The sequence below is a fragment of the Allobranchiibius huperziae genome (assembly GCF_013410455.1).
GTDB lineage: Bacteria > Actinomycetota > Actinomycetes > Actinomycetales > Dermatophilaceae > Allobranchiibius > Allobranchiibius huperziae.
In genome coordinates this window covers 1,725,614-1,740,093 of the sequence record NZ_JACCFW010000001.1, presented here as the reverse complement: position 1 = coordinate 1,740,093, position 14,480 = coordinate 1,725,614, and the positions used below count along the sequence as shown (strand labels likewise).

At 67.1% G+C, this 14,480-nt stretch carries 12 protein-coding genes; 5 read left to right on the top strand and 7 right to left on the bottom strand.

What is annotated here, in order from left to right; genetic code table 11:
• Positions 1–33: 33 nt before the first annotated feature.
• The gene (locus HNR15_RS08255) at positions 34–735 is read left to right on the top strand and encodes a nucleoside/nucleotide kinase family protein (RefSeq protein WP_179480729.1); all 702 of its coding nucleotides are present in this window, start codon (positions 34–36) and stop codon (positions 733–735) included.
• 239 nt (positions 736–974) lie between these two features.
• Here the strand turns inward: HNR15_RS08255 and HNR15_RS08250 are convergent, their stop codons facing one another.
• The 4 genes from HNR15_RS08250 to HNR15_RS08235 form a co-directional block, all read right to left on the bottom strand.
• On the bottom strand, positions 975–2,111 hold the full coding sequence (locus HNR15_RS08250; protein WP_179480727.1) for a serine hydrolase: 1,137 nt from the start codon (positions 2,109–2,111) through the stop codon (positions 975–977).
• 203 nt (positions 2,112–2,314) lie between these two features.
• Positions 2,315–3,379: a phosphotransferase gene (locus HNR15_RS08245; RefSeq protein ID WP_179480725.1), complete on the bottom strand. Its 1,065-nt coding sequence runs from the start codon at positions 3,377–3,379 to the stop codon at positions 2,315–2,317.
• 493 nt (positions 3,380–3,872) lie between these two features.
• The gene (locus HNR15_RS08240; RefSeq protein ID WP_179480723.1) at positions 3,873–4,400 is read right to left on the bottom strand and encodes a hypothetical protein; all 528 of its coding nucleotides are present in this window, start codon (positions 4,398–4,400) and stop codon (positions 3,873–3,875) included.
• A 761-nt stretch (positions 4,401–5,161) separates the two neighbouring features.
• Entirely contained in the window at positions 5,162–6,001 is an 840-nt protein-coding gene (locus HNR15_RS08235; protein WP_179480721.1) for a hypothetical protein, read from the bottom strand.
• 554 nt (positions 6,002–6,555) lie between these two features.
• Here HNR15_RS08235 and HNR15_RS08230 point away from each other — a divergent pair.
• Positions 6,556–8,913, top strand: coding sequence for an outer membrane protein assembly factor BamB family protein (locus HNR15_RS08230; protein WP_179480719.1), 2,358 nt, complete (start codon positions 6,556–6,558; stop codon positions 8,911–8,913).
• 138 nt (positions 8,914–9,051) lie between these two features.
• The gene (locus HNR15_RS08225) at positions 9,052–9,606 is read left to right on the top strand and encodes a TIGR03086 family metal-binding protein (protein ID WP_179480717.1); all 555 of its coding nucleotides are present in this window, start codon (positions 9,052–9,054) and stop codon (positions 9,604–9,606) included.
• Positions 9,607–9,616: 10 nt separating this feature from the next.
• Here HNR15_RS08225 and HNR15_RS08220 read toward each other — a convergent pair whose 3' ends face one another.
• Positions 9,617–10,183, bottom strand: a complete 567-nt coding sequence (locus tag HNR15_RS08220; RefSeq protein ID WP_179480715.1) for an isochorismatase family protein — start codon at positions 10,181–10,183, stop codon at positions 9,617–9,619.
• A 67-nt stretch (positions 10,184–10,250) separates the two neighbouring features.
• Entirely contained in the window at positions 10,251–11,393 is a 1,143-nt protein-coding gene (locus tag HNR15_RS08215; RefSeq protein WP_179480713.1) for a TDT family transporter, read from the bottom strand.
• Between the two features lie 92 nt (positions 11,394–11,485).
• Between HNR15_RS08215 and HNR15_RS08210 the strand changes: the two genes are divergently transcribed.
• Positions 11,486–12,379 carry a LysR family transcriptional regulator gene (locus HNR15_RS08210; protein WP_343048470.1) on the top strand — a complete coding sequence of 298 codons (894 nt, stop codon included), beginning with the start codon at positions 11,486–11,488 and terminating at the stop codon, positions 12,377–12,379.
• A 9-nt stretch (positions 12,380–12,388) separates the two neighbouring features.
• Here HNR15_RS08210 and HNR15_RS08205 read toward each other — a convergent pair whose 3' ends face one another.
• The gene (locus HNR15_RS08205; RefSeq protein ID WP_179480711.1) at positions 12,389–12,814 is read right to left on the bottom strand and encodes a VOC family protein; all 426 of its coding nucleotides are present in this window, start codon (positions 12,812–12,814) and stop codon (positions 12,389–12,391) included.
• A gap of 154 nt (positions 12,815–12,968) precedes the next feature.
• Between HNR15_RS08205 and HNR15_RS08200 the strand changes: the two genes are divergently transcribed.
• On the top strand, positions 12,969–14,480 hold the full coding sequence (locus tag HNR15_RS08200; RefSeq protein ID WP_179480709.1) for an FAD-dependent oxidoreductase: 1,512 nt from the start codon (positions 12,969–12,971) through the stop codon (positions 14,478–14,480).

Genomic DNA, 14,480 nt, shown 5'->3' with positions numbered 1-14,480 from the left:
CTCGTCGTCGAGTCGGCGGAGGGATGCGCGGACATGACTGTCCGAGAGCAGGTCGTGTCGGCCCTTGCCGATCGGTTGACCGCAGCCGACATCGGTCATCCACTACGCGTCGGTATCGACGGTCCGTGCGGGTCGGGTAAGACGACGCTGGCGGTCCAGCTGACTCAGGCGGTGAGCGCGCGTGGCCGCCCTGCGGTTCACGTGGACTCCGACGGCTTCCACAACGCGCAGGGGATCCGCTACCGGCAGGGTCGCGATTCAGCGCGTGGCTACTACGACGACGCCTACAACTTCGACGCGCTGGTCGAGCGGGTGCTTCTTCCCCTGGGCCCTGACGGCTCGCGTGTGTACGCCACCAAGGTCCACGACATGGGCACCGACCGGGTCGTGACGGACGAGATGGCCACTGCACCTCGAGACGCGGTCGTGGTGTTTGGCTGCACGTTCCTGCAGCGCGGATCACTCTCGGCCTGTTGGGACGACGTGATCTATCTGGAGGTGCGTCGCGAGATCGCTCTCGCCCGCGGCGTGGCACGCGATGCGGAGGCGCTCGGGGGAGTCGACAACGCGCGCCGGGCCTACGCCGATCGGTACATGGCGGCGTACGACCTCTACGTCCGCGAGGAGCGTCCGGCCGAGAAGGCGAGCATCGTCGTCAATCAGGACGACTTCGCCGCACCTCGCATAGTGCGTGGGCCCATGATTCGGGATCCACGGTGCGACCCGCGGCATTGACGCTGCCGCGGCCTGCTCATCACGATCCACCGCGAACGGAGCGCGACTGGTGAACAAAAGGTGGGGGACTGGCGTGATGCTCGGGGCTTCGCGCCTCGCCGGCGGCGGTCATCACCGGTCGTCGTCCTCATCGTCAAGCCACTCCTGCGCCTCGCTCTCCAGCAGCCCATGAGGTCGTGCATACGCGCGCCGAGGGTCGTGAGGTAGGCGTGGCGCTCGTCCTCGACGGTTGTGGTTCCTCAGTCGGTGCGGTCCGGCGTCGTGTCGTCCTCGACGGTGGTGTTGGTGAGCCAGCGGGTCAAGCCGAGTGGGACGCGCTCCTGAGCGGCGGCGTTCGCGGTGTCAGCTAGGACGACGACGGCACGGCGGGCCTGCGGGTACAGGGCGAAGAAGGCAGAGTAGCCGCCAGTTTGGCCGTTGTGCCAGACCATAGTGCGGCCACTGTCGTGCTGATCGACGATCCAGAACATGCCCGACGAGCGGTTCGCCCTACCCGGCTCGACCACGGCGATCGGCTCGATCGCGGCCCGCCCGGGCGCGGTCCTGTCCAGCAGGGCGGTGGCCATCCGGACCATGTCCGTAGCGGTGCAGATCACTCCGCCGCCGGCCGGGCCGTACCCGCCGGCCGACCAGGGAGAGGAGCGCCGCCCCGTCGAGGTCCAACCGCGTGGCACCGCTCCGGCTGCGTTGGTGCCCGCGCCAGACATGCCCAACGGGGCGAACACCCGACCGGCCAGGAGCGTTGCGAAGTCACAGCCGGCGGCGCGGGCTAGACCGTGTCCGAGCAGCGCCGCACCGAGATTGGAATACCGGTAATGGCCACGGCCGGACAGACGCTGCCGGCAGGCGGTGATGATCACCGAGGCTGGACTCGTACCTTGATACGGATCCACCCCGAAGCACCCGCCGAGGAGCACGCGGATCACCATCGCCGGCGAGTGGGGTAGCCGAGGCAACCCAGAGGTATGGGTGGCAAGCTCCCGTAGCGTCACCGCGCCCACCTGGCTGCCCGTGGTCTCGGTCAGCAGATCGCCCAGGGTCGTATCCAGGCTGGCTTCGCGTCGGCTGATGGCCTCGGCGAGCAGCATCCCGACCAGGCCCTTGGTGACCGACCCGATCTCGAAGCGACTGTCCTCATCAGCATCGATGAACGCCGACCGGGCAACGGGAACCGCGTCCAGATCAACCACCACCGCGGCGACCCTCCGAGCCCGCCGGCCCGCTAGGCGGCCCAACTCGGCCGCCAGCGCTGAATGGCCCCGCGCAGGCTCGGCACGATGCAACAACCACCGCCCCACACCGAATGCGATCGCCCCCCAGATCAAGCACCCGAGCACCGTCAGCACAGTGCCGATCATCATCACCCCCTGAGACACGCCAGCGAGTCTCACAGTCTCCAGGACTCGTCCCGACAAGGAATCGGCGACCGAGATTCGTCAACAGCAGACCGACGGCTCAGACTCGACGCACGCCCGAGGAATCGTCACCGGTGCCTCCATCGAGTCGCCTCACCTCGATTTCGACCTCGCAGCGGCCGTCCCCGAGATCACCATCCGCGTTCGCTCAGATCGTGGATCATTCATGGGAATGGTGGTGACGCCAGCATGGCGAGCAGAAGTTCGGCCTGCTTGTCGCTGTCACGTCGCAGCGTGGACAGTCTCTTCGCCGCTGCAGGGGCGGATTCGGGCTTACAGCACACCCGGAATACCCGGTCGATGAGTGCGCGGCTGAACAGCAGGCCGGCCAGTCGCTCGCGTTCGTCGGCGGTGAGGGTGACGGACTTCGTATAGCCCTTCAGTAACGGCCGGGCCGCCCACTTCGATCTCAGCACCAGGGTCATCGAGGCCAGGCGGGGGCCCCGTCCCGCCGACGTCCAGTCGATCAGGACTGGGCCTTCGGCGGTGAAGATCGCGTTCTTGGGCACGGGGTCAGGGTGGACGAATGCTTCGGGCAAGCCGTCGCCGCCGTCGGAGTCGTCTAGGGCGGCGCGCAGGTCCGTGACCCCGTCGGCGGCCACTCCTGGTGTGTGCTTCGCGAGCGCGTCGAGCCAAGATGCGGCAGCGCGCAGTTCGTCGGACATCGTGCCTTCTGCGAAGTGGTGCAATGCCCCGGCCGGGCGATCGGCGTCATGCGGCACCGGTAATCCGTGCAGGCGGCCGATGCCGGCGCCCAGACGGACGATGGGATGCGGGGGCTGCTCGGCTTTCGGGGCCGACTTCACGAACTCGGTGACGAGCACGGCCTGGCCCTCGTGCTGGGTCAATGGCGAGCCCTGCAGCGGTCGTTCGGCAGGGAAGTCGAGCTCGGCCAGGTGACGAAGGACAGCGAGGTCACCCTGCGCGGCGGCGAAGGGCCGGGCAGCGGAGAACATGCGCACGACCAGGACGGCGCCGTCGTCCTGGTCGATCTTGAATACTCCGACGTCGAGCTTGGTAATCTTCGCGACCGCGATACCGTGCGCCCGCTCGAGATGCGCGGGCAACGTGTCGACGCCGTCGCGATGAAACATGCGACGCAGGACAGCATCGAACTCGGGCACCGGCGAACTGGGCACGGCCAGAATGCTATGCCGGACGCGGGTCGGCGACGAGGTGGTCCAACCGGGCACTCGCGCCTCTTGGCGAACAGTCGATTCGAGCGGCACAGAGACACGTGATCACCGCGAGACTGCGAGCTAGATCCGGTCGTCGTCTACCGCCAGGACGGGTTGGCGGGGGAGTTGCAGAAGCCTTCCTCACGCTCGACGGACGTTACCGATTTCCGCCAGTCGCTGTGCGTATTCGGCGGGTAGCCCGGTGCTGCAATCGCGGCCTCCAACCAGCTGCAGTGAGACCAGGTCGGAGTACTTGCTTTGGTGGACGGCTTCCACTTGTGACCAAGGGATAAATCGCCGGGTCGGGCGGCGGATGCCCTGCCTGTTGACCACGACGGTGTTGAGGGTCCGGGTCGAGCAGATGCAGAACAGCACGACGAAGAGGCTGGGATGACGTAGTGCACAGGCGATGCCCCCTGAGCGGCGTCCCGCACGACGGTCCAGGCCAGTACTAGGACCACTAATCCAGCGATCCATTTCGCGAACCGGGGGCGGCGTGCGCGCAGGTCATACCGAATTTCGCCAGCTGCCTCTGCGTGCTGGTTCATGCCTGTACTGAAGGCCGATCGCGCGAGGCGGCCAACCTGGAGCGAATGAACACCCCGAGACCAACACCAACGGCCACGGCGTACAGCAGCGCAGCCAGTCCTACCAATGCCGGGTGGTGGGTGGTCAGCGAGATGAAGAGGGCCACGAAGAAGAGAACCGACGCCAGCAAAAGAACGCCGAACCATCTCACCGCAGAGTTGCCCTGCTCCACGAGGTGTTGCTGCTCGGCAGTGAGCGGATGCCCGTCTTGGTGCAGAACGAGCATGCGGTCTTGGAACACGGTCCCCAGGACCGGGTCGCCGGTGCTGATTGTCACCTGCGTTGGCTCCGAGCCGGCGTGACCGTGCCACACCGGCGATCCCGCCCAGTCGATCCGAGCCTGCACGGTCACTGGGCCATCGGGCACCACGAACCGCTCAGTGGCGCGCCACCGGATACGACCGCGCCGCTGCCCATCGATCAAGACCGCGTAGGAACGCAAGATCCCCAGTTTGCTGGCCCGATGCACGATCAGCTCAGCCATTGCTCACCCCTGTTCACGCAGGGATGTTCTCACTCTTGCCCCCGCCGCGCGGCAGACGACTAAGCACCACTTGCGCTACGCAACTGTCGTTGTGGGGTAAACCCCAGAACGACAGTGCAGAAGCGGCTCAGAAGCGTCGGCTTGAGGTCCAAATGTGGGTTCCCGGACACATCTGTCCCAGGGTCTAGACCCCAGGTGTACGCGTTGGAGGCGCTTCGGTGCTCGAGGCGGGTGCTGGTGGCAAGGGCCGGCGCGGTTCGCGGACCCCTGCGATAGGAGGTGGGCCGTCGGGACCCCAGACCTGAACATCCCATCCGCCGCGGTGCCACATCCACTTATACGCGTAGCGGTCTACCCAGGGGGTGCGAGACCAGATGCGAACCCAACGAGGTACGCGATCAAGTCTTTCCGCCAGCCCTCCAGGCGGAACCCAATTCCAGGCAGGAAGCACGTCGGAGGGTGGGATCGATGAGCCCGGAGAAGGCACCGGTAGTTGCTCCATGGCTCAGCGTGGCTCATCGCGGTGGCCCTCACCATGCTGCTCACTAACGATCCCTTTCGAGCAGCCGCACTTGCCTCCTGCCGCACGCCAAGATCCGCGAAGACTGTTGCTCGAAAGCGGTGCTCAGTGCTGCACCTGCTCGAAATGTCCGATCGTGGCAACTTCGAGCACGAGTCAGGACGCGAGCGGGGGAGTGGTGCACCACAACAGGAGGGCCGCCCCGAATCGAAGCGGCCCTCCTGTTGTGGTGCTGGGTGGATCAGCGTTGTGAGGTGGGGCTAGTGGCTCCCCAGATGGTGGACTGTTCGGTGTAGACGGCTCGGTAGTCCCAGGTGGCGGTGCTGGTGTAGCTGTAGGACGTGGCGCCGGCGGAGTTGGTGGTGAACGATTTCAGGCTGGTCCAGGCGGTGCCGCCCTTGGCCCGGTATTGGATGACGCCGGTCTCGTTCGCCCAGGGGATGTTGTAGTCGAGGCTGGTGGCGTAGCGCACCGCGCGGGTGTCGATGGTGACTTTGCTGCCGGATCGGGACGTCTGCAGACCCGCCCAGGAACCGACTTTGAAGGTGGTGGTGGGGGTGTTCTGGCTGTAGTTGTGACCTTCGGCGTCGAACGCTATCCACCCCTTCCAGGTTTGCTGCCCGAGCGGCGTCTCAGCAAATAGGGGCGCGACCCCTGAGGTTTCATGGTCGAAGAGCACTGAGCTGATGGACTGGCCAAGGCTGTCGCCGATGTACCAGATCGCTGAAGGCCCCTTGTGTAAAACGCACCCGCCGGTCAACCGGTTGTTGAACAGATCGAATTGCTGCACCACCCGCACACGCGCTGGTGGGACCAGCGAACACGTCTCGTAAGAAGTGCCCGCGGCGTGAGGTTGCATTTTTGCGGCCGCCCGCAGGACGGTGGCGCGGTACGCAGCTGGCGATGGGGTAGGTGCTGCCTGCGCGGGCGACGCTCCTGTTGCGATGCCCAGCCCGACGATGGCGGGTAACGCGCCCAGGACGGCGAGACGACGAATCATGAATCCAACCTGCTTCCGGTGGTTGGTGTGGTCCCCCAAGTCGGCCACACCCACGCGCAGCCTATGGGTCAGCTGTGCCACATGGGCCAATTCCAGTTCGGGTTCGCGGTCCAGTCTGAGCGCCCGATGTGGCGCGGATCTGGTGGTCCACTGACGATCGCTTCCGGACCACCTTGGCAGCACCCCCAACGCACCGGGCAGGACCAGCCCGGAACGCTGGTCCGTAAACGCGTTGATCCGGAGGTTGTTTCAAGTACGGCTTCTGAACCGTTGGTAGGGAGTGGCGGGACCGTGTTTGGGGAAGTCCGAGGTCTCGACTGAGCAGCGAGACCTAAGTCCTGGATCATCTGCGTTGCTCGGCGCCGGGGTCGACCGAATGTATCCGGCGAGGCCCAGATGTTGGAGTCTTGCGCGGCATTGGCCCGCGCTGTGCGGGCTCAAACAACGGGATTGCCCGCAGGGGTGCGCCCCGTCGATCACACTGAGCCGTGTGGGGTGGGGGAGTAGGGCATTTGCGGGACCCGCTGCGGCGGGGCGGTGGTATTTTCCGGTGACCGCAGCACGCGGATTGTTGGCCGTCAGCGGAGTCGCGTTGTAGGACGCCGCTGCGGGCCGTGGGGAGAACGGGTTTCGCGATGACGCGAGTTTTTGTTGTGCTGCTGGCGGCGGTGGCGATGGTCGCCTCGGTGCTGGGGGCGGTGCCGGCTAATGCTTATGTGGCGAGGACCCAGGTTGTATCTGCTGGGGAGTCGGGTGCAGGTGGCTTCATCTCGTTGACGCCGGCGCGGTTGGTGGACACCCGTAGTGGGCTGGGGGCGGCGCAAGGTCCTGTGGCTAGTGGTTCCACCACGATTGTGCGTCTAGCTGGCCACGGCGGGATTCCTTCCGCGGGTGTTTCTGCTGTTGTGTTGAATGTGACCGCGACAGCGCCTTCGGGTGGCGGGTATTTGACGACGTGGTCGGCGGGTTCGTCGCGTCCAACGACATCCACACTCAATTATGTTGCGGGCCAGACTGTCGCGAACCAGGTGATCGTCAAAGTTGGTTCCGGTGGGGTTGCGGATGTCTACACCTCGTCGAGTACGCAGTTGTTCGTGGACGTTGCCGGGTACTTTGCAACCGGTGCGGCGTACCGTCCTCTGGTCCCCGTCCGATTGTCGGATACCCGCCGTGCCCACGCTCACCCAGGTGCCGGTTCGACGACTGCGGTGACGGTGACCGGTCGAGGCGGTGTCCCGACCAGCGGGGTAGGGGCCGTCGTGCTGAACGTGACGGCCGTATCCCGCTCTGCTGCTGGATATTTGACCGTGTTCCCTGCTGGGGCGGCGCGGCCCAATGCTTCTATTGCGAATTACATGCCGGGGCATGCTGCCGCGGAGATGTCCATCGCGAAGGTCGGGGCAGGCGGCCAGGTTGATCTGTACTCATCCCAGGCGGTCGATCTGCTAGCGGACGTCATTGGTTGGATTCCGACCAGTGGTGACTACGCCCCGCTCACACCCACCCGGATCGCTGACACCCGTTACGGCACAGGTGGCGTCATTAAGGGACGGGTGCCGACTGGTGGGGTGCTCTCACTGACGATCAGCGGAGCACACGGGATCCCAACCACCGGGACCAACGCAGTCGAGGTCAATGTCACCGCAACCGGTGGCACCGGGCCGGGTTACCTGACGACCTACCCAACCGGGACCACCCGACCCGTGGCGTCGACTTTGGATTACCCCAGCGGTGGCACCACCGCGAACTCGGCCACTGTCAAAGTCAGCGCCGACGGCAAGATCAACGTGTACGTGTCACGGGCGGCCTACCTCTGGGTCGACGTGGTGGGGTACTTCACGCCGCAGCCGAGCCTGACACCAGTTGACGCGTGGTCTCAGGGTGAGGCCGACGCGGCGAACACCAACGTGAACCTCGGCGAATCGCAACTGACGGCAGCTACGGCCACTCGGCTGCACACGGCCTGGACGATAAACGCTCATGGTCCAGCTGCGGCGGTTATTTCCGATGGGGTGGCCTATGTCGTCCCGAATGTAGGAAGGACCGTCGACCCGACATCATTGATAGCTACGAACGCGGTCTCGGGAGCAGCACTGTGGAGCCTGCAGCTTCCCCTGGGCACCTTCGGATCTGGCGCGATCACCGGCGGCAAGTTGTTGCTGCCCTACGCACAAGCCCCTGATGGCGCCGGCGTGCTCGCCGTAGACCTCAAGAGCCACAAGATCCTGTGGCGCACAAGCCCGATCCGCAACGGCGACTACGCAGAACGTCTTGTGGTCTCAGGTGAGACTGCCTATTTCAACGACGGAGCCAATCTCAACGCCTTCGACGTATCGGACGGGCATCTGCGCTGGGCGACAACTGACTCCGACGGAACCCCGTTCATCGACTACGCAGTAGCGGGAGGCACCCTGTTCAGGTGGGGAGGGGGTCAGCTCCGGGTGTACGACGCAACCACCGGAAACTTCCTGTGGTCAGCACTGGTCAATCCACTCGATTCTTCGGGCCCCATCGTTGCTGACGGGCGTGTGTACATTGTCGAAACCGACAACGAGGTTGATGCGTATGACGCATCAGGATGCGGAGCATCCGTATGTCAACCTGTGTGGTCTAACCGTCCGGCGGGTGGCTACGCAGACCACGTCACCGTCGGAGCAGCAGCTGGCGGGCAGTTGATAGTCAGTTGGCGAGACCAAGAGGGGCAATCGCCGTGGCCCTCCTACCTCAGCAGCCTCTCCTCCGCCACCGGAAAATCCACCTGGACCGTCGCAGCCCCTGTGGACGGCGCGCGGCCGGCGCGCGCCGGGGGCCTGGTCTGGCTACTGGTAAATAACAACGAGATTCAGTCATATAACGCATCGACCGGTGCCCATATCTCCACTGCTACCGTCCCGGGAGCATGGGGTTATCCGCAATACGTCGCTATTGCAGACGGATCGATAGTCGTCAGTACTGGCGGCACGGTCGTCGGGTTGCGAGCTGAGACGCCTTGATCCCATCCGAGGTCGCTGGTCCGGCGCGGCGAGCGGACGGGTAGCGGCAGGAAAGGGTCGATTTGTCATAATGTAGATTATCGGCGATAACGAACAGGCCTGACGGACTCGGTGGTCCTGCGGTCTAGCGTGGTGGCGGTGAAGCTGATCGATGCCGCATCGACAGAGTTCGAGCGCGCGGTGCGCGAGTTACCCGAGGATTCGTGGGCGTTGCAGACACCGTGTGACATGACGGTGCGAGCACTCGTCGAACACGTCGTCGTCGGCAACCGGTTCACCACCTTGCTTCTGCAGGGTGTCAGCCGCGACGTGGCACGCGCACGACTCGATGCCGACCAGCTCGGGACTGACCCGGTGTCCGCAGTCGTCGACTCGTCGCGGGATCAGGCCGCCGCGTTCGCCGCAGCGGTGCCCGGTCAGCTCGTGCCGTATCGGACCGGCGACGTCACCGTGGACACCTTCCTGAGGTTCCGGCTGGTCGACCTGGTCGTTCATGCCTGGGATCTGCGCCGCGGCGCAGGCCTCGACGAGGCGCTGAATCCCGAACTCGTCGAGGCGCTCCTGGCGGTGGTCGGGCCGCATCTCGAGGAGATGATCTCTTACGGCGCGTACGGCGATGGGCCGAGCGGCACGCTGCCGGGCGACGCTTCAGCCCAACATCGGCTTCTGGACGAGTTCGGCCGCCGACCCTGACCGCGTCCTGTCAGCCCGCGGAGATCTTCGCGAAGTCGACGTCCGCGGTCGCCACGACACCTGCCGTCCGACCCGGCGCGGTCTGGTACTCCCAGTAGAGATTCGTGTGGTCGATGACCTTCTCCGGCGGTGGCGCGCCGTACGGCGACAGGTCCTCGGTCGTGTGCGCGTCGGAGACCAGTCGTGCGTCGTAGCCGCGCACCAGCGCGCCGTGCAGGGTGGACCGGATGCACGCGTCGGTCTGGGCCCCGGACAGCACCAGCGATCCGACGCCGAGGTCGGCCAGTACGGACTCGAGTTCAGTGTCTTCGAACGAATCGCCGAATGCCTTCTGCACCAACGGTTCTGCGTCGAGACGCGTGAGCTCCGGCACGTACTGCCAGCTCTCGCTGCCGGTCTGCAATTCGTCGCTGTTGTGCTGCACCCACACCACCGGCACCTGTGCCGCGCGGGCCTTGTCGACCAGTGTGGAGACGTTCGCGACGACCCGGTCGCGGTCGTAGGACTCCCCCATCACTCCGTTCTGCACATCGATCACGAGCAGTGCGGTCTTCGGGCGGTTCGCGAGCGTGGTCATGGAGGCCTCCAGGTCCGGATCGGGTCGTGACCTCGATGCTAGGACCGACCACCGACAACCCGCCCGGTCAAGACGTGACCTGGGCTGGGGCAGCCAGCAAGCGCCCCGACCAGACGCCTCGTGCCGTCCGTACCGTCACAGTCACCCAGGCGATCACCAGCCCGGCGAAGAGCAGGCAGGCCACCACCGTCAGCGGCTCGCTCCCGGTGAACTTCGCGAGCGCGGATGTGCCGGTCACCATCGTGCCGACCGGGAAGGTGAAGGACCACCACGGGAGCCCGAAGGGCATACCGTCCCGCACGGTCCGTGCGGTGAGCACGACCACCAGGCCGAGCCAGAGCATCGCCAACCCCCACACGGGGAGCCCGTAGAGGAGGATCATCCGCCGGAACGGCGCACCGTAGGTCGGCCCCAGCACGCTCGGCGCAACGACGCCCAGGTGATGCACCGCGGTCACCGACTGCCCGAGCGGGCCGAGCACGATCCAGAAGGTCGGCACCAGGGCCGCCGCGCCGGCCCCGTGACACCACAGCCGCCGGCAGATCAGCGGCACGATCACCAGGCTGCAGAGCACCGTCACGGCGAAGCAGCCGTAACAGACGAGCAGCATCGCCTCCCGCGCCCACCCGGACGGCAGATGCGGGATCAGGGCGGCCCCCGTCGCCGCGCTGACCATCGGCGGCACCACCGGCATCAGCCATCCGCCGAACGCTGCGTCGGCAGTCGCACTCCCCCGCACGAACGCGCGATACGGCACCACCACGGTCGTTGCCAGACCCATCGCCGTGCCCGCCGTCCACATCCAGGCGTCGATGAGCACCGCGAGATGAGGACCGAGCAACGGCCGCCCGACCGCCAGTGCGCCCGCCCCGACTGTCATGAACGCCATCGCCGGCGCACCGTAGAAATGGCCCATCACCGGGTGGTCCAGATGGCTCCGCGCAGCGGCCGGATGGCGGACCCAGTGCGCGACCGTCGCGGCACAGAGGACGACGAGAAGCGTTGCGGCCCAGACCCATACGATGAGAGCAGCGTAGGCGGTGCCGGCCGGCTGCACGGGCAGTCCCACAGCAGCGACTGCGACGATGCCGGTGCCCATCACGGCCGCGAACCAGTTCGGTCCGACGTACGCCAGCGGCGAGGCACCGCTCAGCTCACCGAATACTCCCCCGGTAGGACGCGCCCTCGGCGGCCGCAAGGTCTGTGTCATGGGACCAGCTTCCCGCCAGAGCCGGCACGGCGGTAGCGGTCGCGTCCCTGTCCGGGCACAAGCTGCACTTGTGAGTGGCTACGGTAGGCGGTGTGACGCTGCCCGACATGCCCTCGCTGAGACTGCTCGTCGACGTGGCGCGGTTGGGCAGCATCGGAGCCGCCGGGCGGGCCGCCGGGATGTCGCAGCAGGCCGCCTCGGAACGCCTGCGGACGGTCGAGGCGAACGTCGGGGTGACCCTCCTGCGCCGCTCCCCCGGCGGTTCGACGCTGACCGATGCGGGTGCCCTCCTCGTGGAATGGGCGACCCGGCTGCTCGACGTCGCCGACGAGATCGACCAGGGCATCAGCACCCTGCGCGCGGACCGCGACCGGGAACTGTCCGTGGTCGCCAGCATGACCGTCGCCGAATACCTGCTGCCCGCCTGGCTGGTCCGCCTGCGTCAGCGACAGGACACGACGGTGACTCTGCGAGCGACCAACAGTGAGAACGTTGTTCAGGCGGTGCGCGCCGGTGAAGCCGACCTCGGGTTCGTGGAGGACTCGGTGTCGCACAGTGGTCTCGCGAGCCTGGTCGTCGCCCACGACGAGCTGGTCGTCGTGGCTCACCCCGACGATGTGTGGTGCCGCCGGCGCCGGGCGGTCGACGCGAGCATCCTGGCGCGTCGGGGGCTGACTGCGCGAGAGCCCGGCTCGGGCACCCGCCGCGTGCTGGAGGCGGCGCTGCGGGCAGCGGGCCTGGCCCCTTCGGTGCCCGCGGTCGAACTCACCACGACCGCGGCCGTCCGCAGCTCCGTCCTCGCGGGAAGTCCGCCGGCCGTGCTCAGTCACCTGGCGGTCGAGGCCGACCTCAGCGCGGGCCGGTTGCGCGCGGTGCCCGTCGACGACCTCGACCTGCGCCGCGACCTCACGGCTGTCTGGCAGGGTTCGGCGCGGCCGCCGGCCGGGCCGGTGCGCGACCTGCTCGCGATCGCCCGCGCCGGCTGACCGGGACCCTCAGCCCACGAAGATGCAGAACGGGTGACCGGCCGGGTCGGCGTAGACCCGCAGCGGCTCCTCGTCGTCGTCGGATCGGTCGAGCAGCATCCGGCCGCCGAGCCGCAGCACCCGACGGTGCTGCTCGTCCAGTGCTTTCTTCGACAGCACCGTCATGTCGAGATGCAACTGTTGCGGCACCGGCTCGTTGTCCGGCCAACTGGAGCGCGGCAGGGTGTCCACCTTCTGGAACGCCAGCGGCGGTGAACCCTCGGGAGCCCGCAGCACCAGCCACTCGGCAGTGTCCGGCTCCCCCGAGCCCGGCGCCTCGTCACCGTGGCGGTACGTGTAGCCGAGGAGCAGCCGGTAGAACTCGGCCAGCGCGCGTACGTCGGTCGTGTCGAGCACGGTCTGCCGCAGTCTCGGCACGTCCTCAGGTGAGTCCATCGTCGGTCACTCCCGTCCTTGTTCTCGCGTGCGGCGGCGGTCTTGCGCTGCGTCCTAATCTGAGAATCGTCGATCGACGCGCACGCACCAGGGAGGCACGGTCATGGCGTACGACGGACCCAACCAGGCACCTATCCTCGCGCGTCTACGAGACATGGACCACATCGATCGTCGTGCCTTCCTGGCCGTCACCGCCGCGGGTGCTGCGGCAGCCGCCCTCGCCGGGTGCAGCCCCACGAGCAGCCGCGCGGCCGGTAGCGCAGCCGCGGGCGGGGGGTCCTCGAGCGCTGGTCTGGCGGCCACGTCATCGCCCGGGCAGTCTGCTGCGGCCGGTGCAACGGGCGGACCCACCCTGGCGGACTGGAAGCAGCTGGCCGGTCAGATCCAGGGGGTCGTGCTGCTGCCGGGCAGCACGCCATACGCGCAGGACAAGCTGCTCTTCAACCCCGAGTACGACGGCGCGAAGCCGCAGGCGGTCATCCGCCCCAAGACCACCACGGACGTGCAACGCTCCGTCGCCTTCTCCAGCAAGTACGGGCTGCACGTCTCGCCCCGCTCGGGCGGACACTCCTACATCGGCGCCTCTGCAGCCGACGGCACGGTCGTGATCGACCTGCGCGAGATGGCGGCCGTGGACGCGTCGGGATCCAGCGTCAGCGTGCAGGCCGGCGCCAACCTCTACTTCGTGCACGCCACCCTGGCGGGCCGGAACCGCACCATCCCCACCGGCACCTGCCCCACCGTCGGCACCTCCGGGCTCACGCTCGGCGGCGGACTCGGCACCGAGTCACGGGCCCACGGACTGACCTGCGACCGGGTGGAGTCGGTGCAGATGGTCCTGCCCGACAGCAGCCTCGTCACAGCGACGGCCTCCACCAACAGCGACCTCTACTGGGCGGCCAGGGGCGGCAGCAGCGCGATCCCGGGTGTGGTCACCAGCCTCGGGTACGGGACGTACTCCACGACCGACCGGGGCATCTTCCGGGCCACCTTCCCTGTCGGGTCGGCGACCCAGGTGCTGGAAGGCTGGGCATCCTGGCTGGGCAGCGCCAGCCGGGACTGGTGGGCCAACGTGCACCTCGACCTCAGCGGGGGGTCGTTGCGCCCCAGCATCCTCGGGGTCTGCACCGCCGGTCGCGAGCTGCTCGCATTGAGCTCGCTACAGCGGCACATCGGCGCCCGCGCCACCTCCACCTCGCACTTCCAGCGCAGCTACCTGTCGACCGTGCAGTACTTCGGGGGCGGTACGACGTCGGCGCGCGCCCCGTTCACGGCGGGCACCGACCTGGTGAGGACGATGACCAGCTCCGCCGCGGCGGCCATCGTGCAGGGCACGCTCGCGGCCGGTCATCGTTCGGTGGCGGCCATCGTCGACCCGCTCGACGGCGCCGTGCACGACGTCGCAGCGAGCGCCGGCGCCTTCCCGTGGCGCTCCCACCAGGCCTCGATCCAGTGGTACGCCGGAGGCAGCAACTACGCCGGGGCGCGCTCGTGGATCTCTGCCGCGCACGCGGCGGTCAGGTCCGTGTCGGTCGGGGGCTACGTCAACTACCTGGAGAGCGGTGTCGCCGGATCCCGTTACTTCGCAGAAAACACCTCGAAGCTGAATTCGGTGCACCAGAAGTACGATCCGCACGGGCTGATGCATCTTCCCTTTACCCTCTGA